We start from the raw sequence: 23,376 nt of genomic DNA on the forward strand, positions 1-23,376 counted from the left end.
AACCAGAAGCGTTTGTCAAGAACTTTTTTCAAATTCTTTTTTTGAAAGAATCAAGCCATTCTAAACCAAGCTTTTCGGTTTTGCGCTCGTCTCTGAGAGACAGCTTTAATAGAATACCAAATCCAACAGCGAATGTCAAGAGTTTTTCCGTCTCTGTTCGACATTTATTTCTCATTTCTCCGCACAAGACTGATTACAAAAGCCGCAATCGACAGTCCTGCGCTGACCGCTGACAATGCGCACGCAATAATATCCAGTGTCAGTTTGGCTTTTTTCTGTTTTTTATTCATTTTTGAGCATTTCTCCTTGTATAACTACAGCATGTACCGCTTCGAATGCTTTTACATAAAAGACCCGCCTGAAAGTACGGCGGGTCTTCCTCTATGCAGCTTTGCATCATTTCTTCATCAGTTCTGCCAGCAGCATAACCTTATCCACGTTGCCTTCCACCTTGATCTTACCCTCAGCGATAGCAACCTGCGGAACCAGCTTGCCGGTAAGCATCTTCTCCAGATTCGTCATCGAACCGGAAACGATTGCATCGTGATCAATATACTCATACGGCATAACGGACACATTGCCGTTCAGAATTTCGATGTAGAATACACCCGTAATCTTGCCCGTAAGATTAAACTGCACCGCAACCTTGCCTTCCGTGCCGGCAATATCTGCCTTCTTTAATCTGTTGTAAAACTTTCCAATCAGCTGATCAATATCCATCGGACTCACCCCTGCTCTATTTTCTATCTTTATTATACAACACATGCAAGAAAAAGCAAGGATAATTTTGGTGATTTAGCCGTGAAACCGTAACAAAGCGGCTGTGCAATTTTTAATGCACAGCCGCTTTGTAAATTGAACAGTAATCAACAGTTAATTTCAGGTCTTTCGGTCGAATTTGGTGTGACAATGCGGGCAGGTAATCATAATCTTTCCCTTTCCCTTGGGCACGCGCAGGCGCTGACCGCACTCCGGGCACTTGAAATAGCAGTGTGTCTTACGGTCGGCAAAACGGCCCTGTGCACCGCGAATCCTGTTCGATACCGGACGCCACCATCTCATGAACTTTTCATTCTCCGCATACCGCGCCTGAATATTGCGCGAGAACATGCGGAAATAGCACAGGCACAGCAGCGCAAGAATGAATACGTTCATCCACGCCCAGCCGAGAATGCGCGCAACGATAATGAGCGCAATGCCGAGAATGAGCAGTGCGTTATTGAGCGGGTCGCTGCCGTAGCGGCCTGCCATAAAACGGCGGAAAAAATCCATTTATGCCTCTTCCTTTCCGCAAACGTGCTCGAAAATCAGGTCAAGCACCTCATCACGACCGAATCCCTTCTCTGCCGAGAACGGAATGACCGGCACTTCCTCCGGCAACAGCAATGTCTGACGAATCTCCGCAATATTGCCCTCAAGCTGGCTCTTCTTAATTTTATCCAGCTTGTTGGCGATAATCACCCACGGTTTTCCGGATGCGCGGAACCACTCTGCCATCGTCATATCGTCGCGCGTCGGCTTGTGACGAATGTCCACAATCTGGATGCCCAGCGTCAGCAGATCCATTGCAAAGTAGGTCTCCATCAGAGCACCCCACCGCTGCTGCTCAGCCTTGGAAACGCGCGCGTAGCCGTAACCAGGAAGATCGACCAGATACATTGCCTTGTCGATTGTGAAATAGTTGATGTGAATGGTCTTGCCCGGCTGTGCGCTGACACGCGCAAAGTTCTTGCGGTTCAGCAGCTTGTTGATGACCGAGCTTTTGCCCACGTTGGATTTGCCCGCAAACACGATCTGCGGCAGCGGGTCGTGCGGAAAATCACTTTCCTTCACCGCCGAGCGCAGAAATTCCGCGTTATGCAAATTCGGTTTCTTCATTTCCATATTATTGTACCACCGTTGTCGATGCCGAGTCCGCTGCACGCTTTACCGGTGCGGACTTGCGTTTTTTCTGCTTGGGACGGCGCGAAAAGTCAATCGCGGTCTCCACCACCGTGTCCATGTGCTCCGCAATGACAAAGTTGATGTTTTCCCGAACGACCGGCACGATGTCCTTCAAATCGCTCTCGTTGTCCTTCGGAATGCACACGGTCTTGATACCCGCGCGATACGCCGCCATGGTTTTCTCGCGCAGACCACCGATCGGCAGCACGCGGCCGCGCAGCGTTACCTCGCCGGTCATGGCAACCTCGTGACGAACCGGCGCGCCGGTCAATGCCGAAATCAGCGCCGTGGTGATCGTCACGCCTGCGGACGGGCCGTCCTTCGGAATCGCTGCCTCCGGGAAGTGAATGTGCAGATCGTTGTCCTTATAGAACATCGGGTCGATGTGCAGTGCCTCTGCCTTGGAGCGCACGAACGTCACAGCCGCCTTTGCGCTCTCCTGCATGACCGTGCCGAGATTGCCGGTGATTTCGATCTTACCGGTGCCCGGCACGACCGCCACCTCAACTTCAAGCATTTCACCACCGACACTCGTCCACGCGAGACCGTTTACAATGCCGACCTCGTCCTTCTTGCTGACCAGATCGTCCTTGAAGGTCGCCGTGCCGAGCAGCTCCTCGAGATTCTCCTTGGTAGCCGTCAGGCTTTCGTCGCCATCCGCGATATGCTTTGCCGCCTTGCGACACAGCTTCGCCAGCACCTGCTCAAGACGGCGTACGCCTGCTTCGCGGGTATAGCCGCTGATGATCGCATCAAGCGTTTCATCGTCCACGATCAGCTGATTTTCGCTCAGGCCGTGCTTCTTCATCTGCTTGGACAGCAGGTGACGGCGTGCGATCAGGCGCTTTTCCTCCGCCGTGTAGGACGGCAGCTCGATAACCTCCATACGGTCGAGCAGCGGACGCGGAACGGTCGAAAGATCGTTCGCAGTCGTCAGGAACACCACGTCGGACAGATCAAACGGCAGTTCGATGTAGTGGTCGCGGAAGGCAACATTCTGCTCGGTGTCCAGCACTTCGAGCATTGCCGATGCCGGATCGCCGCGGAAGTCATTGCCCATCTTGTCGATCTCGTCGAGCAGGATGAGCGGGTTGGACGTACCGGCACGGCGCAGCGCATCCATAATACGGCCCGGCATCGCGCCGATGTAGGTCTTGCGGTGACCGCGGATATCCGCCTCGTCACGCACACCGCCGAGGCTCATGCGCGTGTAATTGCGGCCCATGGCCTCTGCAACAGACTTGGCAATCGAGGTCTTGCCGACACCCGGAGGGCCGACCAGACACAGCACCTGCCCCTTGAGGTCGGGCGCAAGGCTCTTAACGGCAAGAAACTCCATAATGCGTTCCTTGACCTTCTCCATGCCATAGTGGTCGCGGTCGAGGATCGCCTGTGCTTCCGCCAGATCATGACGTTCCTCGCTCTTCTTATTCCACGGCAGGTCGAGCACGGTATCCAGATAAGTACGCACGACACCCTGCTCGGCCGTCGAGCCGCTCAGCTTGGCAAAGCGGTCCACCTCACGGATGAGCTTGTCCTCGCACTCCTTCGGCAGCTTGAGGTCGAGCACGCGTGTGCGGTAGCTTTCCGCTTCTGCGGCTACGTCCTGTTCGCCGAGCTCGGTCTGAATGACCTTGATCTGCTCGCGCAGGTAGTATTCCTTCTGGTTTTTGTCGATCTGGGTCTTGAGTTCGTCCTGAATCTCGTTTTCGATCTTGAGGACCTCGGTCTCCTCACCGAGCATGCGAATCACCATCACCAGACGGCGGGTAATGCCAAGCTCTTCGAGGATTTCCTGCTTGGCTGCCACATCGACCGGAATATTCTGGGCGATATAGTCCGCCAGATAGCCCGGATCGCCGCCCTCGGCTACGGTCAGCTCCACATCGGGCGACAGGCGGGACGCATACTGCGCGTACTCACCGAAGCGCTCCTGTGCGGTGCGCACGAGTGCCTGCGCGCGGCGTTCGGTCACGCCGTAAACGTAGTCCTCGAGTTCCTCAACCTCGGCATACATGCAGTCCTCGTCCTTCTCGGCGGCGATAAAGTTGTGCGCGAGTGCGCGGGTCTTGCCCTCGACCAGCACGCGGATATTGTCGCCCGGCAGACGCAGGATCTGGCGAATCTGGCAGATCGTGCCGATCTGGTACAGGTCGCTCGGCGTCGGCGTATCGGTTTTCAGTTCGCGCTGCGCGGTCAGGAAGATGGTCTGGCCGTTCTTCATCGCCGCTTCCAGTGCGCGAATCGACATCATTCTGCCCACATCAAAGTGGACGATCATATTAGGGAACGCCGTCAGTCCGCGCAGCGGCAGCACCGGCAGGCGGCTGAGGACGATTCCGTTAAGCTCTGTCATATGTTCGTTTCTCCTTGCACGGAAAATTGTCTATTAGTTTCAGTATAGTATATCTTCCGGGGTTTGTAAAGGCGTTGAACGTTAAAAATACGGGCGGGAATCTCGTTCCCCGCCCGTATTGGTTTTGATTGGTTATGCGCTCTTGGTCGGCTTTCTGCGCGAAGCCTTTTTCGGCGGCTGCTTTTCCGCCGGAACAGCCGTGCGTTCGCCGTGCTCGACAACCGGCTCGCCGGTACCGTCCACAACGCCTGGCGTGATCTCCACGCGGCAGACGGTCTCATCGGACGGAATACGGAACATGATGTCGGTCATCACGTTCTCCAGCACACCGCGCAGACCGCGGGCACCCGTTTTGCGCTCGAGTGCAACCTCAGCCACACGCTCCAGTGCCTCCGGCTGGAACTTCAGCTCTACACCATCCATTGCGAACAGCGTTTCGTACTGCTTGACCAGTGCGTTCTTCGGCTCCTGCAGGATGCGGACGAGTGCGTCCTTATCCAGCGTATCGAGCGAAACGATGGCCGGCAGACGGCCGATCAGCTCGGGAATCAGGCCGAACTTCATCAGGTCATGCGGCTCGATCTTGGCCAGCAGACGGTCGGTCTGCTCGTCTTCCTTTCCCTTTACCTCAGAACCGAAGCCCATCCCCTGCTTACCGGTGCGCTTCTGGATGATACCCTCGATACCGTCGAATGCACCGCCGCAGATAAACAGAATATTGGTCGTGTCGATCTGAATGAATTCCTGATGCGGATGCTTGCGGCCGCCCTGCGGCGGTACGTTGGCAACCGTGCCCTCGAGCATTTTCAGCAGTGCCTGCTGTACGCCCTCACCCGAAACATCGCGGGTGATGGACGGGTTTTCGCTCTTGCGAGCAATCTTGTCGATCTCATCGACGTAGATAATGCCGTGCTCTGCCAGCTCCACATCAAAGTCCGCCGCCTGAATCAGTCGCAGCAGGATGTTCTCGACATCCTCACCGACGTAGCCGGCCTCGGTCAGCGTGGTCGCGTCCGCGATTGCGAACGGAACCTGCAGTGTCTTGGCCAGCGTCTGCGCCAGCAGCGTCTTGCCCGAGCCGGACGGACCCAGCATCAGGATGTTGGACTTCTGCAGCTCTACCTCGGTCTCCGGATGGTAGATGCGCTTGTAGTGGTTGTAAACCGCAACCGAAAGGGCAATCTTCGCACGATCCTGACCGATAACGTACTCATCGAGCACCTTTTTCAGCTCCTGCGGCGTCGGCAGGTGCTCGGGCTTTACGAGTGCATGGCTCTGCGGCTCGTACTCCGGCATGAGGTCCAGCTCGTCATCCAGAATGCTGGTGCATACGCCGATACACTCATCGCAGATATACACGTTCGGTCCTGCGATCAGCTTGCGCACGCGGCTCTGCGGCTTGCCGCAGAACGAGCATTTCAGTTCTTTTCCATCATCATAATTTGGCATATGCCACCTCTATACTACGAAAAAATTACAATTACGACAATGCAGAATTGCCTTAGTGCTTATCGAATACCTTGTCGATCAGACCGTATGCAACAGCCTCGTCCGCGGTCATGAAGTTATCGCGCTCGCAGTCAGCCGTCACGGTCTCAACCGGCTTGCCGGTATTTTCGGACAGGATCTTGTTCATGCGCTTCTTGATGATCTCAAGGCGCTTCAGGTGGATCGCCATATCAGTGATCTGACCCTGCGTGCCGGCGGACGGCTGATGGATCATGATCTCAGCATTCGGCAGCGCGTAGCGCTTGCCCTTGGCGCCCGAGGACAGCAGAAATGCACCCATGGAAGCCGCCATGCCAATGCAGATGGTCGAAACATCGCACTTGATATAGTTCATGGTGTCATAAATCGCCATACCTGCGGTTACGGAGCCGCCGGGGCTGTTGATATACAGCGAAATATCCTTATCCGGGTCCTGTGCTTCCAGATAAAGCAGCTGAGCCACGACCAGAGAAGCGGTCGTGTCGTTTACTTCATCGCACAGCATGATAATGCGGTCATTCAGCAGGCGGGAGTAAATATCAAACGAACGCTCGCCGCGGCCGGTCTGCTCTACGACCATAGGGACTAAACTCACTTGGGAAAACTCCTTTCAGCAAGGCGGATAAGCTGCGAAAAAGCGCAGATTTTGTCCTCCTTGAATATAGGTGAAAAAGCGCGAGCGTCGCTCGCGCTTTTCTTATGAACCAACGCTAAGCGTTTGGTTTGCTGTTGTTTGCGCGCTTTGGGGAATCAGCAGAAATTACTCTGCGGTCTCCTCGGTGGTCTCCTCAGCAGCCTTCTTCTTTGCTGCCTTCTTAACCTTGGCGTTCTTCTTGATGAACTCGAGCGCGTTCGAGATCTTCAGATCGCCCTCCAGAGCTTCCTTGGAAACGATGGCCTTAACCTTCTCAACTTCCATCTTGTACTGCTCTGCCATCTTAGCATACTCTTCCTCAAGCTCCTTATCGGAAACAGTAATGCCTTCCAGTTCAACAACCTTCTGCAGTGCCAGACGGGTCTTAACCTGACGCTCAGCCTGATCCTTGAACATTGCGCGGAATGCGCCCATCTCAGTGCCGGTCATCTTGAGGTACTGCTCGAGGCCCATACCCTGCATCTGCAGACGGTAGCCGAAGTCCTGTACAATGGTGTCAACCTGGGAGTCGATCATAGCAGCCGGAATGTCAGCCTTCATGCCGTCGATTACAGCGTCCAGAACCTTCTCCTCGAAAGCGTTGTCAGCAGCTTCCTGACGCTCTGCCTTCAGGCGCTCGGTGATCTCCTTCTTCAGATCATCAAGGGTCTCGCAGGTGTCGGAAACGTCCTTAGCGAACTCGTCGTCGATCTCCGGCAGGATAGTCTCCTCAACCTTGTGTACCTTGCACTTGAAGGTAGCTTCCTTGCCTGCCAGCTCCTTAGCGTGGTACTCCTCCGGGAAGGTAACAACTACGTCCTTCTCGTCGCCGGCCTTGCAGCCGATCAGCTGATCCTCAAAGCCCGGGATGAATGCGCCGGAGCCCAGAGTCAGCTCGTGATGCTCAGCCTTGCCGCCCTCGAACGGAACGCCGTCTACAAAACCCTCGAAGTCGATGTCAACGGTATCGTTCTTCTTAGCCTTGCGCTCTACGGTCTCGGTGCGGGCATTGCGCTGAGCCATGCGGTTCAGCTCTGCCTTAACGTCAGCCTGCAGAACCTTAACGGTCTCCTTCTCAACCTCGATGCCCTTGTACTCGCCGAGCTCAACTTCCGGCTCAACCGGTACCTTGGCGATGATGGTCAGGCCGCCCTCTTCTGCCGGGTCGCCCAGATCAACGTCTGCACGGCCGACCGGCTTGATGCCGGACTTCTCAACAGCCATTTCCATAGCGTCCGGATAAATGATATTGAAAGCCTCTTCAAAGAACACGCCTTCGCCGTACAGCTTCTCGATCATCTTGCGCGGTGCCTTGCCCTTGCGGAAGCCCGGAACGGTGATGTTCTTGCCGGTCTTCTTGAATGCCTTGTCCTTAGCTGCTTCAAACTCAGCCTTGGTGATCTCGATAGTCAGAGCAACGACGCTGTGCTCCTGCTTTTCAGTGTTTTTCAGTTCCATGTTGCCAATCTCCTTACTTACTTTCGATTGTATCTAAATCATTCTACCAGATTATTTTGAGAATTTCCATAGTTTTTTCTATTTTTTCAGAAAAATCGGGATAAAATCCACAAAATCTCCGGAGACGAGCTTCCATTCAATTCCTTCCTGCTCACCTGTTACGGCATGACTCAGGCTTTTTCCATGCAAATGTCCGTAAATACAGCGCTTTACACCGTACTTATGCAGCAGTTCGATGATCTCACCGCAGCGGTAGGATGCGTAAAGCGGCGGATAATGCAGGAAACAGAGTATCTCCTCCGGATCTGCGGCAGCGCCGAGCTTCAGCGATGCCTCGAGCCGCAGCAGCTCGCGCTTGAAGATTTTCTCGTTGTGCGGGTCGGCGAAGTCCTCCTCAAAGGGCCAGCCGCGTGTGCCGCACAGCGCGGTCTTTTCATAGAAAAAACAGTTGTTATGTAGAAAATCAATGGTAGTAAATCCGTTTTCATCTAAGAAACGGTGCATTTTGGAGGCGGTTTCCCACCACAGATCGTGGTTGCCCTTCAAAATGATCTTTTTGCCCGGCAGCGAGTCGATCAGCGCAAAATCGCCTTTCGCTTCCGCAAGGTTGATGCCCCACGAAATATCCCCGCCCAAAACAATGGTGTCCTCCGGCGCAACAAGCGCACGCCAGTTTTTGATGATCTTTTCCGTGTGCCCCTGCCACCGGCCGCCGAAAATATCCATCGGCTTGGCTACATCGGCGGCAAGGTGCAGATCGGCAAGCGTATAAAGCGCCATTACAGATCCTTGAGCAGACCGACGGTGGACAGAATGTCGGCCTTGTCTACCACGCGGTCAAAGCGCGGCGTCTTGCCTGCCAGAGCGGCAAGCGGAGCGGGTGCCGGTACACCCGTCAGCTGAGAGAGCACCTCCAGCTGGGTAACGTCGTCGTTCTCGAGCGTACCGCCGAGCGCCTCGATAACCGAGCGGCAGAACTTGAACGGAGACGCGGTGGACGCGATCACGGTTGGCGTTTCGTCGCCGGTGCGAGCGCGATAGTCCTCGTATACGCGAACGGCAACTGCGGTGTGCGTATCGCACAGGTAGTTCTCGTCCTTCCACAGCTTGTTGATGGTATCAGCCGCATGGCTGTCGTCGCAGCAGCCTGCGTCGAACTCAGCCTCGATCTTGGCAAATACATCCTCAGCTACCTTGTAGCTGCCCTCGGTGTTCAGCTTGTTCATCAGCTCAGCAACCAGCTTGTCGTTGAAGTCGGAAGCGAAGAACAGCAGACGCTCGAGGTTGGACGAAATCAGGATGTCCATCGACGGCGACGTGGTGGTGAAGAAATCGCGGTTGCGGTTGTACTCGCCGCCCTTCTTGAAGAAGTCAGTCAGCACGTTGTTGCGGTTGGACGCGCAGATGAACTTGTTGACCGGCAGACCCATCTTCTTGGCGATGTACGCCGCAAGGATGTTGCCGAAGTTGCCCGTCGGTACGCAGACGTTGATCTTGTCGCCCTGTGCAATGGTGCCTGCGGCAACCATATCGCAGTACGCAGAAACGTAGTACGCGATCTGCGGCGCCAGACGGCCCCAGTTGATGGAGTTTGCCGAGGACAGCATCATGCCGTCCTTGTTGAGCGCTGCGCGGGTATTCTCATCGGTGAAGATGCGCTTTACCGCACTCTGTGCATCGTCAAAGTTACCGCGGATAGCTACAACCTCGACGTTCCTGCCTTCCTGTGTTACCATCTGCAGCTTCTGCATGGGCGATACGCCGTCCACCGGATAGTACACCATGATCTTGGTGCCCGGTACATCGTGGAAGCCGTCGAGCGCTGCCTTGCCGGTGTCACCCGACGTAGCGACCAGAATGCAGGCGGTACGGGTTTCGCCGGTCTTGCGCAGGGACGCGGTGAGCAGGTGCGGCAGCATCTGCAGCGCCATATCCTTGAACGCGCAGGTCGGACCGTGCCACAGCTCGAGCAGGTTCTTGCCCTCGCCCAGCTTTACCACCGGTGCAGTATCTGCGCCGCCGAACTTCTCATCGGCGTAGGCCTTGGACGCAAAGTCCGCCAGCTCCTCCGCCGTGAAGTCGGTCAGGAACTTGCCGAGAATGAGCGCCGAGCGGCCCTTGTAATCGCTCTCTGCAAGCGTTTTCCAATCCGCGTCGGTAAGCGCGGGAAACGCGGTCGGGCAGTACAGGCCGCCGTCCGGTGCGATACCGTTGGCGATGGCGTATGCCGCGGAAACCTTGCGCTCCTTATTTCTTGTGCTTACATAATCCATATTTTTACAACCTCCGCAGTGGTTTTGATTGCTCCTTCTATTGTATAGCAAATATGTATGTTTGGGCAATAGGCAATTCCGTGGAAATTCCGCCGTCCTGTCACAACATTTTCTGCATAAAGTTGAATGCGTTGTCGTAAAACAGCCCATCGACCGTTTCCTGCTTGTAGCCAAGCGTCAACATGCGGTCTGCCAGACGATACATATCCGCCAGACCGTCAATGCCGATCGGCAGGGTATCGCAGCCATCAAAGTCACAGCCGAGCGCGACCACCTTCTCGCCGTACATACCGAGGAAACGCTCGATGTGGTCGATGGCGTCATCGATCACAGAATCGCTCTGCCGCACGAGGAACGGCGTGTACAGGTTGACGCCGACCAATCCCCTGCGGTTTGCAATCTCGGCGAACTGCTCGTCGGTCAGGTTGCGCGAGTTGCGGCACAGCACGCGAGAGTCACTGTGGGTCGCAACAAACGGACGGTCGGTTGCCTCGCACACATCCCAAAAGCCGCGGTCGGACAGGTGCGATACATCAACGAGTATCCCCTTCTCGCCGCAGTCACGGACCAGCTGCTTGCCCAGCTCGGTCAGACCCTCGTTCTGACCCACGGCGGATGAGCAGCCGTAGCGGCTGCGGTAATTCCACGTCAGCGTGATAAGACGCACACCGGCGTCGTAAACATAATCGAGCGCATCCGGCCGGTCGGGCAGCAGCTCCGCGCCCTCGATGGACAGCAGCGCCGCCGCCTTTCCGGCTTCCACCGCCGCGCGGATGTCCGCCGCCGAGCGGCAGAACGTCAGCCAGTCGGCGTTGGCGGCAAACTCGCGTCTGGCAGTCGTCAGCATGCGGTCGAACCGCTCATCAGCGGGCGTATCGAGCAGACAGTCGCGTGTTTCCGGCGAATACGGCTGTCTCGCGCCGCAGAACAGCGCAAAAAACTGCACATACGGCTGATACCTGCGCGCTGCTGCATAATTGATATGTAAATCGTTCTCCCGCAGGTGTTTTCCTGTCTCGCAGCACTCGTAAATGGTGTCACAGTGCAGATCAAACAGCTTCATACTCACCCTCCAAAGGCGTTTTCCAGATGGTTGATGCGCGGCGGAACCGGTGCGCTTTCCTCGCCGTAAACCTCGATCACGTCAAACCGCGGCTGCTTTTCGGTCGGATGCTCCTGCAGCCACGCCTGTGCAGCGGCGATGATCTTCGCCTGCTTGGCAGGTGTGACGGCTTCGCACGCCGGACCGTAGCGGGCATTCCTGCGCGTCTTGACCTCCACAAAGATAACATACTGCGCGTTCTCCGCGATAATGTCAATCTCACCGAACCGGGTGCGGAAATTCGTCGCTGCCGTGTGCCAGCCGCGCTTTTCGAGGTACAGCCGAGCCGCTTTTTCTCCCCACGCGCCCTTCATCGCGGTGCATCCGGATGCTTTTCGTAAAATTTCTTGAGGAAGGTCATCCGGTGGATCGGGCACGGGCCGTGTTCAAGCAGTGCCTCATCGTGCGCCTTGGTCTCGTAGCCCTTGTGCTTTTCAAAGCCGTACTGCGGGTACTGCTCGGCGAACTGGCGCATCAGGCGGTCTCGCGTTACCTTGGCGATGATGGACGCTGCCGCGACAGACGGGATTTTTGCATCGCCGGAGACCACGCACTCGTGCGGCTGCTCGAGTCCCTGCGAGCGGTTGCCGTCCACATAGACGAAATCCGCCGGGCGTGTCAGACCGTCCACCGCCTGCTTCATCGCGCGGTAAGTCGCCTGCAGGATGTTGATCTCGTCAATCACCCGCTCGTCCACGAGCGAAACCGACCACGCAAGCGCGTTTTCCGTGATTTCATCGAACAGCTTCTCTCGCTTCTTTTCGCTGAGCTTTTTCGAGTCGTTTAGCCCCTCGATGACGATTCCGGCGGGCAGGATGACCGCAGCTGCGCACACCGGTCCGGCGACCGGACCTCGTCCGGCCTCATCCACGCCGCACACCGAGCCGTAGCCGTTCGCCCATGCTTTTTCTTCGTATTCCCAAGTCATGTTTGTCTCTCCTAAAACCAAGGGCGAACACTGCGGTTCGCCCTCGAAATTGTTGGTTTATTCCGGCTTCTCGAGCGTAATGCGGCCGAGAACACCGCCGCGGAACTCATCGAGCAGGATGCGCGCCATGCGCTCGGTGTCGATCTCACCGCCGCGCAGCAGAAAACCGCGGCGTCTGCCCGCCTGCTGCAGCAGCTCATAACCGAGGAAATCGCACTCCTCCTCCGGAATGGCGATGCTGTAGCGGTCGATGATGGTCTGCGGCGCCTGTTCGGCGAGTAGCTCCATCAGCTTGCAGCCGAGCGTCTCAACATCCAGAATATCATCCTTGATCGCGCCCGTGCACGCCAGCAGAATGCCGACGCGCTCATCGTCGAACTTGGGCCACAGGATGCCCGGGGTGTCGAGCAGGTCAATACCGCTCTCCACGCGGAACCACTGGCTGCCGCGTGTTACGCCCGGACGATCTGCCGCCTTGGCGGATTTTCTGCCGAGAATGCGGTTGATGAACGTGGATTTGCCCACATTCGGGATGCCGACGACCATCACGCGGACGGACTTGCCGACCAGACCCTTCTCGTTCCACTGGGCGATCTTGTCCGCCAGCAGCGTGCGAACCGCACCGGAGAACGCCTGCGTGCCATTGCCGCTGCGGCTGTCGGTCTGGATGACCGCCATGCCCTGCTCACGGAAATGCTTCGCCCAGACAGCCGTCATGTTCGGATCGGCCAGGTCGATGCGGTTGAGGATCATCATACGCGGCTTGCCTGCTGCAATCTCATCCATATCCGGGTTGCGGGACACCTGCGGAATGCGTGCGTCCACGACCTCACAGACCGCGTCCACCTGCTTGATATACTCCGCCATCTGCCGGCGGGTCTTTGTCATATGTCCGGGATACCATTGAATATTCATATTACTTCACCGTTCCAAAATCGCTGATTGGGAAAACCACGCTCTGCACATGACCGAGGATGTAGCGCTCATCCACCATGCCGAGACGGCTGTCGCGGCTGTCGGTAGAGGCATTGCGGTTGTCGCCCATGACGAACACGCAGCCCTCCGGCACGGTCTGCGGATAGGTCAGATCGCCCATATGCTCGAGTACATCGATCTTTTCGTTGATATACGGCTCATCGAGAACCTCGCCGTTGACGCTCACGTCGCCGGTTACGGGATCAATGTCCACCGTATCACCGCCGGTCGCAATGATGCGCTTGACGATCGGCTGATTGTTGTAAAAACCCTCCTTGCGCAGCACGACAACGTCTCCGCGCTCGGGCGTATAGTTCAGGTTGCTTACCAGCATGATGCTGTGATCCTCGAGGGTCGGGTACATGCTCATGCCGTCCACGCCGATCAGGCGCACGAAAAACGTGAATACGACCACGAAGAACACCAGAACCGCCATCAAGGATTCGCCCCAGCCGAACAGCTCGCTCGAGAAGCGTCCCTCACTCTTTTTATTTTCGGTTTGCTGCATTATGATTTCCTCCATCAAAAAGATAGCATACAATATTATTATAGCGATAATACAGCGTATGCGCAAGTGAAAACAAAAAACGGAGAGCAAAAGCTCCCCGTTTTTGTTCGGTTGTAATGTTAGAATTAAACCTTCTCTGCGATCTTGGCAGCCTTGCCTACGCGACCGCGCAGGTAGTACAGCTTAGCACGGCGAACCTTACCGCTGCGAACAACCTCGAACTTAGCAACGTTCGGAGAATGTACCGGGAAGGTCTTCTCTACGCCTACGCCGTAAGAAATGCGGCGAACGGTTACGGTCTGGTTTACGCCAGCGTGCTTCTTAGCAATGATGATGCCTTCGAATACCTGAATACGCTCGCGGTTGCCCTCCTTGATCTTTGCGTGTACCTTAACGGTATCGCCGATCTTCAGAGTGGGCAGATCGCTCTTGAGCTGCTGCTCGGACAGGACTTTAACGAGATCCATTTTTTAGTCTTCCTTTCGTCTTAGACATTCTTGCCGCATCGTAAACCCATAAATGAGCAGAGGAATGCCCGTGTTCATTGTTACTCGACTATAATATCATATCATGTAGCGGATTGCAAGTGTTTTTTCAATCCTGCACAGATTTTTGTCTCATTCGCTCGACAGACTCGGCGCGAACGGTCTCGGTCTGCGCCTGCGCCTTCTCGTTGTCATAAAGGCCGATGACAACGTAATCTCCCACCTGCAGGTCCTCAAAGCCGATTTCCTGCGTTTTGCCGGTATCGGAATTGTAAGCAGAAAGCGCTGCTTTCGAGCAGTCTGCCGTGCCATGCTCACCGAATACGGTCGTCTCTCCCGCATCCCGCACAGTGATTGTTTGATTTCGGCTGTCTGTGGACACAATTTCTGCGTCGGCAAGCAATCTAATCGGCTTTTGCTGACCGCAAGCGCATAAAAGCAGACAAATCCCCAATCCCGCAACATAAGAATTTTTTCGCATTTTATCGCCATCTTGCATAATTTTTATCGAAAATTGCTTGCAATTCTTATTCACTTTTATTATACTGAAAATGCTACCCGATGTAAAGGAGTGTTTTTTCATGTGGGCATACGAAAGCGTATTTTATCAGATCTATCCCATCGGCTTCTGCGGTGCGCCGCGCGTAAACGACGGCGTGACTGTTCCGCGCATCCGCAAGGTCAGCGACTGGGCGGAGCATATTGCATCTCTCGGCTGCAATGCCGTGTACTTCTCCCCGATTTTTGAGTCCGACAGCCACGGCTACGACACCCGCGATTTTCGCCGCGTGGACTGCCGTCTCGGCACCAACGAGGATTTCGCCGCCGTCTGCAAAACGCTGCACGAGCACGGCATCAAAGTTGTGCTGGATGGCGTATTCAATCACGTCGGACGAGGTTTCTGGGCGTTCAAGGATGTGCAGGCGAAAAAGTGGGATTCCCCCTACAAGGACTGGTTCCACATCTCCTTTGACGGCAATTCAAACTACAATGACGGCTTCTGGTACGAGGGCTGGGAAGGTCATTTTGAGCTGGTAAAGCTCAATCTGCGCCATCCGGATGTGCAGCACCACATTTTCGAGTGTATCCGGCAGTGGAAGGACGAATTCGGCATTGACGGTCTGCGGCTGGATGTGGCGTACTGTCTCGACAAAGATTTCATCCGTGCGCTGCGCGGCTTCTGCGACTCGCTCTCGCCCGACTTTTTCCTCGTCGGCGAGCTGCTCCACGGCGATTACAACCAGTTTGTCGGAGACGGCATGCTGCACTCCTGCACGAATTACGAGTGCTACAAGGGTCTGTATTCCTCGATGAACAGCTACAACCTGTTCGAGATCACGCATTCGCTGCTGCGCCAGTTCGGTCCGGAAAACTGGACGCTGTATAAAGGCAAGCACCTGCTTTCGTTTGTGGATAACCACGACGTCACGCGCGTTGCGTCCATCCTGCAGAATCCGGCGCATCTGCCGCTGATCTACGCGCTGCTGTTCGGCATGCCCGGCATTCCGTGCATCTACTACGGCAGCGAATGGGGCGCCGAGGGCAAAAAGCAGGACGGCGATGACGCTCTGCGCCCCTCGTTCGAGCAGCCGATCGCGAACGACCTGACCGCCCGTATCACCGCAATGGCGAAGGCGCACCGTGAAAGCCGTGCGCTCTGCTACGGCGGCTTCAAGCAGCTTGTGCTCACCAACAAGCAGTGCATCTGGGAGCGCGAGACAGACGACGAACGAGTGCTCGTTGCCGTAAATATCGACGAGCAGCCGTACCACGCACACTTTGACGCGCGCTGCGGCCGTGCTGTGGACCTCATTACCGGAGAAATGCACGACTTCGGCGGCGGAAGTGAATTGCCGCCGTACTCGGCTTACTTCTGGAAGTGTGAGTGCTGAGCGTGCCCGTAAGCTAGAGAAAACCCTCCGTATGGTTTCATACGGAGGGTTTTAATGTCTTTATGCCGGATCATATCCCGGCAGTTCGCTCTGATCGGCAGGTTCTGCCACAAGCTCTTGATTCAAGTCATTCCAGCAGGCGCCGATATCCGCACGTGTGAAATAGCGAAATCCGCCTGTCCGCGAAGCCAGATAGCCGTTTTTCACGCCGCTGCAGACATAGAGCAGTTCATAGTCGGTCCCGTCCGAAAGCTGAAACCGAAAACTGGTCACATCTCCTCCGTCACCGCTATCATCTATCGTCTTATCTTTGAGCGACAGACCTTCCAGCCGCTCGTACAGCGCTTTGATATCATCTTTTTCTGTAACGATTTTCTTCTCTGCCGCTATAGGAACGCCCTCGAAATGATACATTACAGCACTTTCCACATCATCGGCTGTAAACGGCAAGTCCAGCTTGACCGTTTTTCCACTGCAGCCGATCAATCCCGTCATGAAAATCAGTAAAACGATAAAGCCTGCTGCCTTTTTCATTTCATCACGCTCCTTTACAAGAAGTTACTTTCGCTTTACATAGTCGATAACGAGGGCATAAGTCGTGCCGTCCGCCAGATCGGCGCTGAATACGACAGCCGTACCATCCTTGCGGTAACGCTCGAGCGCGGACTTTTTCAGCGTCAGTGTCTGACCGCTGATCGTGTAATCGCTGCCTGCGTTGAGTGCTTCGATCACGCCGTTGTTCTGCACGGTCACCGTACGCACGCTTGTGCGCGTCAGCGGCAGCGTGAACTTCGGTTCGCTCGGTGAAAACGTGTTGTACTCCTCGACCGCCCAGCTTTCGCCGGTCGGTGCGGAATCGCTCACGGTCAGGGTGAACACCTCGGTCTTGCCGTTTTTCAGTTCAACGCTGATGGTGTAGCTGCCCGCTCGAAGCTGCGCCAGTACACCGCGCGGCAGGATGAGCGAACGCGTCGAAGAATCGAACGTGTAGTCGATGCTCGACAGACCGAGCACCACATCCCGGATATCCTCCGAGGTATTGGCGCCGCTCAGACGCGTGCGTACATCTGCGTAGTTCTCCGACTTGTAATAGCGGTCAAAAGACGCATTCTGCACATTTTCGCTCACCGAAGAATCGGTAACAGCAATGGCGATTGCCGCCGTTTTGCCGTCCGAGAGCGTCAGCGTCAGCTTGTAGTTACCGCGCGGCAGCCTGCCCAGCCAATCCGCGCTGATGGCGGCGCCGGTCGAGGTCTGCGTATAGTCCGTGCCTGCGGTGAGGACTGCACCGTTACTCTCGATTTTCTCAATTTTCAGACCGTTCGGCACGGTGACCGCAACATTTTTGCCCAGTGCAGAGAGGTTATTCAGGTCGACCGTTATGCTTTCCGGCGAAACAGCCGCCGTCACGCTGCCCGTGAGCGTCTGTCCGCCTGCGATGGCGGTCACGCCGTTTGCGATCGTGTAGCCGGAGACCCGCACGCTGCTGGCAAAGCTCACGCCGCTGCTCTTGATCTCCGCCTGATAAATCGTGCCGTAGCCGGTGACAGACGCAGGCTTGCTGGCGGTCATGCGGTAGACCGACGCATTCGCAGTGATGGAAACCGTGGATTCGGTATTCAGCTCCAGATGATTGATATCCGCATCCAGCGTCAGCGAAACCTTCTTATCTCCGTTTATTTTTACATCCGCAAAGCCCTCATAGCCTGGGGTGGTCAGCTTTTTCTCGTAGAGCACTGCTGTGCTGCGGACCTCCGTGTTCGGAAAACGAGCGGCGCCTGCCGCAGTAACCTGCAGCAGGCGACCCATAGGCGAGGACACAACGATGTGGTCGCTCATTGTATTCGTCATTGTTACCGTGCCGCCGGCTACGATGATCGTACCCTTGACGTACACGTCATTCAGCTGTACCGCATCCGAGGCCAGACCTTCGGTCAGGTACAGATCGCCGTCGATCGTCGCATCGGACAGCGTGCAGCTTTCCGAGATGGTGACGTTCGCGGTATCGCTCTTGAGGTCGGAGCCGGTATACGCTTTTCCTGCCGTCGAGAGCGAGGTTCCAAGATAATAGTACAGGATCTTCGCCAGCTCTGCGCGGGTGATGACCTTGGTCGGCTTGAAGGTGTTATCCTTGTAGCCGGTGATGATGCCCTTGTCCACAGCCGCCTTGACGTAGCCTGCCGACCACGTTGCAACCTTCGCCTTATCCTTAAACGACAGGTTTGCCGGTTTTACATTACCCGGATCGGCCTTGTACAGCCGTCCGAGGATAACCGCCGCCTGCTCACGGGTGACATAACCCTCCGGATTCATCCTGCCGTTGCCGGTGCCGTTGATGTAGCCGTACTTCTCGGCAATGCGCACCGTGTCGTAGTACCACGAGTTGGACTGCACATCGCTGTACGAAATGCTTGCCTTCTCTGTGAAGTGAAACGCGCGGTTGACATAGCGCATGAACTCCGCACGAGTGACCTTGCGCTCCGGCTCGTACTTGCCGGTGGTCGCACTCGGATTGATGATGCCCTCCTCATCCAGATATTCGATAAAGTTTTTGCTCCAGTGTCCGTCCAGATCGGAGGCAAATGCTGCCGGTATCATCGTTGCCAGCATCGCCGCACACAGGAATGCAGATAATAAACGTTTTTTCATAAGATACACCTCGTATGTGGGTTACAGGCAATACCAAATGATTGAACAAGAGCGATTTACGAGCAAATTTTGCGTACTGATTAGGCGTGGTTTTGCAGCAATACGAGGTATTGCAAAAAATCACAACGACATCAGGACACAAAATTTCCGTAAAGCGCCGCAGCTTTAATCGTTTGGTATTGCCTAAAGTATAACATAGACAAACCCGCTTGACAACAGGCTTTGCCGGACACATTCTGCCAATGTTTACGCATTGCGGACATATTCGAGAAAAATTCGTCCTTTACGGCTTGTACCGCCGAACGCCTCCACGCGCGCACGGCCGACGCCGCGCACAGTCAGACGGTCGCCTTCTGTAATCTGGTGCTCCGGCTTCATGCAGGGCGCGTTGTTGACGAACACCAGGCCCTTCTCGATCCGCGCCTGTGCGTCCTTGCGCGGCAGGCCAAAAATCAGAGCGGCTACACTGTCCAGACGCGGCGACGCCACCGAACCGGTCCCCCGTTTTTCCTCGACTGCCGCGTGCTTCAGGTCACTGAGATCCTCGCGCGTCAGCGAAAGCTGCTTGCGGCCCGCTTTGGCGAAGTGCATGAGGATGAACTCCGCCATGTCCTCGAGCACGATGATGTCTGCGCCTTCCTCGTGCACGAGAATGTCACCGACCACCGAACGGTCGATCTGCAGTCCCATCAGCGAACCGAGGTAGTCGCGGTGCGTGAGCGTGTCCTCCCTGCGCTTGCGGGCGCGCAGCAGCGCCAGCGGCGCGGACATCTTCGCGCTCTCGGCATCCATGTAATCCGGATAAAACAGATAGATCCCGCGTTCCGCGTCCTCATAGCCGCCCCAGAACAGTGCATGACCGGTCCCTCCGGCAAGGCGCACCGCATCCGTGCACAGCGCCCGCTGCTTGAGGTCGAGGAACTTGGTATGGGTCAGATAACCGCGCTGCTCACACGTCTGCTCCTTGTCAAGCAGTCCTGCCAGCAGCAGCTTATCGTCGCCGCTGTGTGCAAGCGCGGTCAGTATCTCTTGCTTGGTCTTCAAGGTATTTTCCTCCATTGCGGCATGGATTTTCCGTTATGCCGCCCATTGTTTTGCATGATAGTATTGTACTATCTTCTTTTTTCGTTTACAATAGAGATTAGCATTTTAATGATGGAGATGATCAAATTGACCGTGAAGGACGCCGTTTTGCAGGCACTCGAACAGGCACGAGGCACCCGCCTTTCCGGCGGACGGCTCGCCGAGCAGCTTGGCGTATCTCGTGCGGCGGTGCACAAGGCGATCGCCGCACTGCGCGAGAGCGGCCTTGCCATTGACGCCGTGACCGGAGAAGGCTATCGCTTGGCCTCGGATGACGACAGCCTGACCGCCGCAGGCATTGACGCACTGCTCGATACCGCGGTCATCGGACGCGAAATCCTGGTCGAGCCGTCGCTCACCTCGTCCAACACAACGATGAAGGAGCAGTATCTCAGCAGAAAGCACGGCTTCACGCTGTTTGCCGAGGAGCAGACCGGCGGGCGTGGACGGCTCGGACGCACGTTCGTCTCCCCTGCCGACACCGGCGTGTACATGACCATTCTGCTGCATCCGACACTGCCGCTGTCGCACCTGTCGTTCGTTACCATTTCGGCGGCGATCGCGGTCGTGCGCGCCATTGAGCAGACAGCTGGCTTCACGCCGCAAATCAAATGGGTGAACGATGTACTGATGAACGGACGCAAGCTGTGCGGCATCCTCACGGAAGCGACGATCGAGGGTGAAACCGGCACGGTAAGCTCGCTTGTGGTCGGCATCGGCATCAATCTGCAGCCCAATCCGGCGTGGCCCGAGGAAGTACAGGCGGTCGCGGGTGCCATCAGTGACTTCGGCAAGCCGCCCCGCAGAGCCGAACTGGCCGCCGCTGTCCTCAACCACTTCGAGGATGTGTACATGCTGCTCGAGCAGGGCAAGGAACCCGAGCTGCTCGAGCAGTACCGCGAACGGCTGTGCTGCATTAACCGTCCGGTAACGGTCAGCAGTCCGGCAGGCCGCTACGAAGCCGAGTGCGTCGGACTGGACGAGGATGCACATCTGCTGGTCAAAACCGCGGACGGACAGGTGAATGCCCTGTCCTCGGGCGAGATCAGCATTCGACTGTAAACCGCATTTTTATACATTATATATAAGGAGATATTTCTATGTTTCAAACCGCTGCAGGCGTGACCGTTCCGTTCCCCGAAAAGCTGTCCGAGCAGTACGAGCTGGACGGCAACACCATCACCGCAAACCTCAGCTTTGAGAAGCTGAGCGACTTTGTTCATTCGTTCTACGCCGAGCTGGACGAGCCGCTGTTCCTCGCCATCCATCCGGATGCAGAAAGCGATGAGGTCTGGTATCTGGACGGCATGACAAAAAAGCAGCTGACCATGATTTTAGACGGCTACGGCGAGCTGCTGTATCAGGACGGGCTTTCGGCATTCGCCATTGGTTCTCTGACCACCGAGGAGGAGCTTTTCGTACAGAAGTACAAGGTTCTGTCCATTTACAGCGAGACCGCAAAGCGTTTCGTTCCCCTGCTGAAAAAGTACGGCATGGAGCCGACCGGACATCTTGTCACAGCATGGGATACGTTCTCCGAAGAAAAGCCCGGCGCCGCAGAGCGCCTCGAGATCGCCGGTCAGACCGTGCCGGATATGATCAAAGAGCTGTGCAAGATCGGCATGTATAAAGGTTAATTACAGGGCTTATATGAAAAAAGACACCGAAAAAAATCGGTGTCTTTTCTTATCTGGCTTACATTTAGATTTCCATGATGATCGGCAGGACCATCGGACTGCGCTTGGTCTTCTTGAACAGGTAATCACTGACATCGCCCTTGATGGCGGATTTCAGGCTGTTCCAGTCACGCAGATTCTCTACCGAGCAGCGGTCGAGCGCCATCTGCGAAATGGTACGCAGCTCCTCCATGAGAGCCTCGGCTTCCTTGACGTAAACGAAACCGCGCGATACGATATCCGGACCCGCAATGACAACGCCGGTCGTTGCGTCCACGGTTACTACGATAACCAGCAGACCGTCCTCGGACAGATGCTTGCGGTCACGCAGAACGGCAGTGCCGACATCACCGATGCCCAGACCGTCTACCAGCAGACGGCCGGCCGGCACGGAATTGCCCAGACGAGCCGAATTTTCGCTGATCTCGATCGGACGGCCGATCTCACTGACGAGAATGTTCTTCGGGTTGACACCCATCTCGCGTGCCAGACCGGCATGCTGCACGAGCATGCGGTACTCGCCGTGTACGGGAATGAAGTACTTCGGCTTGCACAGACCGAGCATCAGCTTAAGATCCTCCTGGCAGGCATGGCCGGAAACATGGATGGCTGCCGAACGGTCGTAAATAACCTCAGCGCCCTGCTTGTACAGCTCGTTGACCATGTTGTTGATCGACTTCTCGTTGCCCGGGATAGCAGACGCTGCGATCAGGATACGGTCGCCGGAATTGACCTCCACCTGCTTGTGGCTGCCGTACGCCATACGGTACAGCGCGGACATGGTCTCACCCTGAGAGCCGGTGGATACGATGATCAGCTGGCTGCGCGCGTAGCGCTTGATCTCGGAAATGTCGATCATGACCTTGCCGGAATCCTTCAGATAACCCAGCTCCATCGAAACCTTGGAGATCTTCTCCATGCTTCGGCCGCAGACAGCTACCTTGCGTCCTGCCTTGGCGGCAATGTCGAGAATCTGCTGCAGACGCGATACATTGGACGCGAACGTTGCAATGATGATGCGCTGGTCGCTCTCCATGATAAATTTCTCAAGCGATTTGCCGACGATCTTCTCACTCGGCGTGTAGCCCGGACGCTCGACGTTGGTCGAGTCGCTCATCAGCGCAAGCAGTCCCTTCTTGCCCAGCTCACCGATGCGGACAAGGTCGATCATCTCACCGGAAACCGGCGTCAGGTCGATCTTGAAGTCGCCCGTGTGCAGAATGGTGCCCAGCGGCGTGGTGATCGCCAGCGCAACCGAATCCGCAATGGAGTGGTTGGTGTGGATAAACTCGATCTTGAAACAGCCGAGTTTAATCGTATCACCGGCGCGCACGCGGTTCATCTTGACCTTCTGGGGCATCTTGTGCTCGGACAGCTTGGTCTCGATGATGCCGCAGGTCAGTCGGGTCGCGTAGATCGGTGCGTTGCACTCGCGCAGAACATACGGAATAGCGCCGATATGGTCCTCATGTCCGTGGGTGATCACATAGCCGCGCAGCTTGTTCAGGTTGCGCTTGAGGTACGTTGTATCCGGAATGACCAGGTCAACACCCAGCATGTCGTCATCCGGAAAGGCAACGCCGCAGTCGATAACTACGATGTCATTGCCGTACTCGATCACCGTCATGTTCTTACCGATCTCGTTCAGACCGCCGAGCGGTATGATCTTCAGTTTTTCCTTCATAATAGTATTATCACTTTCCTTTATCTGATTGTTGTTTATTATATGTACGCGGATGTCGTTTCCGCTTTTCTGAAAAGGCAGACCATGCGATCCCGTCTGTCTTTATCCACATGTGAAGGATGCGGCCCGTTTTCGCTGCAAATGGCACAGCGCATTCCCGCACGGACTGCAAACACTTATTTTTAATATACCACAGCTCAGCAGAATTGTAAAGAGCCAGTCACCAAAGCGCTCTGTACGG

24 protein-coding genes are annotated in these 23,376 nt (G+C 55.8%); 3 read left to right on the plus strand and 21 right to left on the minus strand.

Annotation, left to right across the window (positions count from 1 at the left end; genetic code table 11):
* Positions 1-164: 164 nt before the first annotated feature.
* The 17 genes from DW806_RS15920 to DW806_RS15265 form a co-directional block, all read right to left on the minus strand.
* Positions 165-290, minus strand: coding sequence for a hypothetical protein (locus DW806_RS15920; protein ID WP_256129151.1), 126 nt, complete (start codon positions 288-290; stop codon positions 165-167).
* A 106-nt stretch (positions 291-396) separates the two neighbouring features.
* Positions 397-720: an SCP2 sterol-binding domain-containing protein gene (locus DW806_RS12955; RefSeq protein ID WP_110436606.1), complete on the minus strand. Its 324-nt coding sequence runs from the start codon at positions 718-720 to the stop codon at positions 397-399.
* A gap of 159 nt (positions 721-879) precedes the next feature.
* On the minus strand, positions 880-1,272 hold the full coding sequence (locus tag DW806_RS12960; RefSeq protein WP_117490730.1) for a hypothetical protein: 393 nt from the start codon (positions 1,270-1,272) through the stop codon (positions 880-882).
* A complete protein-coding gene (gene yihA / locus DW806_RS12965; protein ID WP_227109736.1) occupies positions 1,273-1,884 on the minus strand; it encodes a ribosome biogenesis GTP-binding protein YihA/YsxC in 612 nt (203 codons plus the stop codon).
* Between the two features lies 1 nt (position 1,885).
* The gene (gene lon / locus DW806_RS12970) at positions 1,886-4,300 is read right to left on the minus strand and encodes an endopeptidase La (protein ID WP_118730210.1); all 2,415 of its coding nucleotides are present in this window, start codon (positions 4,298-4,300) and stop codon (positions 1,886-1,888) included.
* A gap of 132 nt (positions 4,301-4,432) precedes the next feature.
* Complete coding sequence (gene clpX / locus DW806_RS12975; protein WP_118730211.1) at positions 4,433-5,749, minus strand: ATP-dependent Clp protease ATP-binding subunit ClpX; 1,317 nt, start codon at positions 5,747-5,749, stop codon at positions 4,433-4,435.
* A gap of 52 nt (positions 5,750-5,801) precedes the next feature.
* Positions 5,802-6,383 carry an ATP-dependent Clp endopeptidase proteolytic subunit ClpP gene (clpP, locus tag DW806_RS12980; protein WP_117490728.1) on the minus strand — a complete coding sequence of 194 codons (582 nt, stop codon included), beginning with the start codon at positions 6,381-6,383 and terminating at the stop codon, positions 5,802-5,804.
* A gap of 165 nt (positions 6,384-6,548) precedes the next feature.
* The gene (gene tig / locus DW806_RS12985; RefSeq protein WP_116704876.1) at positions 6,549-7,880 is read right to left on the minus strand and encodes a trigger factor; all 1,332 of its coding nucleotides are present in this window, start codon (positions 7,878-7,880) and stop codon (positions 6,549-6,551) included.
* Positions 7,881-7,958: 78 nt separating this feature from the next.
* Complete coding sequence (locus DW806_RS12990; RefSeq protein WP_116704875.1) at positions 7,959-8,660, minus strand: metallophosphoesterase; 702 nt, start codon at positions 8,658-8,660, stop codon at positions 7,959-7,961.
* Positions 8,660-10,153 carry a threonine synthase gene (gene thrC / locus DW806_RS12995; protein ID WP_118730212.1) on the minus strand — a complete coding sequence of 498 codons (1,494 nt, stop codon included), beginning with the start codon at positions 10,151-10,153 and terminating at the stop codon, positions 8,660-8,662. The genes DW806_RS12990 and thrC overlap by 1 nt, the downstream gene beginning before the upstream one ends.
* A 100-nt stretch (positions 10,154-10,253) precedes the next feature.
* Positions 10,254-11,216 (minus strand): dipeptidase, encoded by a 963-nt coding sequence (locus DW806_RS13000; RefSeq protein ID WP_118730213.1) that lies wholly within the window; start codon positions 11,214-11,216, stop codon positions 10,254-10,256.
* A gap of 2 nt (positions 11,217-11,218) precedes the next feature.
* Positions 11,219-11,569 carry a YraN family protein gene (locus DW806_RS13005; RefSeq protein ID WP_118730214.1) on the minus strand — a complete coding sequence of 117 codons (351 nt, stop codon included), beginning with the start codon at positions 11,567-11,569 and terminating at the stop codon, positions 11,219-11,221.
* The gene (locus DW806_RS13010; RefSeq protein ID WP_117752253.1) at positions 11,566-12,183 is read right to left on the minus strand and encodes a ribonuclease HII; all 618 of its coding nucleotides are present in this window, start codon (positions 12,181-12,183) and stop codon (positions 11,566-11,568) included. Before DW806_RS13010 ends, DW806_RS13005 begins: the two co-directional genes overlap by 4 nt.
* A gap of 57 nt (positions 12,184-12,240) precedes the next feature.
* On the minus strand, positions 12,241-13,098 hold the full coding sequence (ylqF, locus tag DW806_RS13015; RefSeq protein ID WP_110436595.1) for a ribosome biogenesis GTPase YlqF: 858 nt from the start codon (positions 13,096-13,098) through the stop codon (positions 12,241-12,243).
* A gap of 1 nt (position 13,099) precedes the next feature.
* Positions 13,100-13,666 carry a signal peptidase I gene (gene lepB / locus DW806_RS13020; RefSeq protein ID WP_117490717.1) on the minus strand — a complete coding sequence of 189 codons (567 nt, stop codon included), beginning with the start codon at positions 13,664-13,666 and terminating at the stop codon, positions 13,100-13,102.
* Positions 13,667-13,791: 125 nt separating this feature from the next.
* Positions 13,792-14,133 carry a 50S ribosomal protein L19 gene (gene rplS, locus DW806_RS13025; RefSeq protein ID WP_110436593.1) on the minus strand — a complete coding sequence of 114 codons (342 nt, stop codon included), beginning with the start codon at positions 14,131-14,133 and terminating at the stop codon, positions 13,792-13,794.
* A gap of 127 nt (positions 14,134-14,260) precedes the next feature.
* Positions 14,261-14,632, minus strand: coding sequence for a hypothetical protein (locus DW806_RS15265; RefSeq protein ID WP_158578376.1), 372 nt, complete (start codon positions 14,630-14,632; stop codon positions 14,261-14,263).
* A 100-nt stretch (positions 14,633-14,732) separates the two neighbouring features.
* Between DW806_RS15265 and DW806_RS13035 the strand changes: the two genes are divergently transcribed.
* Complete coding sequence (locus tag DW806_RS13035; RefSeq protein ID WP_118730216.1) at positions 14,733-16,043, plus strand: alpha-amylase family glycosyl hydrolase; 1,311 nt, start codon at positions 14,733-14,735, stop codon at positions 16,041-16,043.
* 60 nt (positions 16,044-16,103) lie between these two features.
* Here DW806_RS13035 and DW806_RS13040 read toward each other — a convergent pair whose 3' ends face one another.
* The 3 genes from DW806_RS13040 to DW806_RS13050 all read right to left on the minus strand — a co-directional run bounded on the left by DW806_RS13040 (position 16,104) and on the right by DW806_RS13050 (position 19,736).
* Positions 16,104-16,577, minus strand: coding sequence for a hypothetical protein (locus DW806_RS13040; protein ID WP_118730217.1), 474 nt, complete (start codon positions 16,575-16,577; stop codon positions 16,104-16,106).
* A 24-nt stretch (positions 16,578-16,601) separates the two neighbouring features.
* Positions 16,602-18,692 (minus strand): S-layer homology domain-containing protein, encoded by a 2,091-nt coding sequence (locus tag DW806_RS13045; protein WP_118730218.1) that lies wholly within the window; start codon positions 18,690-18,692, stop codon positions 16,602-16,604.
* Between the two features lie 246 nt (positions 18,693-18,938).
* Positions 18,939-19,736, minus strand: a complete 798-nt coding sequence (locus tag DW806_RS13050; RefSeq protein WP_158578377.1) for a YlmH family RNA-binding protein — start codon at positions 19,734-19,736, stop codon at positions 18,939-18,941.
* Between the two features lie 108 nt (positions 19,737-19,844).
* Here DW806_RS13050 and DW806_RS13055 point away from each other — a divergent pair, with 108 nt between their 5' ends.
* Complete coding sequence (locus DW806_RS13055) at positions 19,845-20,837, plus strand: biotin--[acetyl-CoA-carboxylase] ligase (RefSeq protein ID WP_158578378.1); 993 nt, start codon at positions 19,845-19,847, stop codon at positions 20,835-20,837.
* Between the two features lie 38 nt (positions 20,838-20,875).
* Positions 20,876-21,412, plus strand: a complete 537-nt coding sequence (locus tag DW806_RS13060) for a hypothetical protein (RefSeq protein WP_116704867.1) — start codon at positions 20,876-20,878, stop codon at positions 21,410-21,412.
* Positions 21,413-21,476: 64 nt separating this feature from the next.
* Here the strand turns inward: DW806_RS13060 and DW806_RS13065 are convergent, their stop codons facing one another.
* The gene (locus DW806_RS13065; RefSeq protein WP_110436586.1) at positions 21,477-23,135 is read right to left on the minus strand and encodes a ribonuclease J; all 1,659 of its coding nucleotides are present in this window, start codon (positions 23,133-23,135) and stop codon (positions 21,477-21,479) included.
* Positions 23,136-23,376: the final 241 nt, after the last annotated feature.

This window comes from Butyricicoccus sp. AM32-19 (assembly GCF_003480365.1).
Taxonomy (GTDB): Bacteria; Bacillota; Clostridia; order Oscillospirales; family Butyricicoccaceae; genus Agathobaculum; species Agathobaculum butyriciproducens.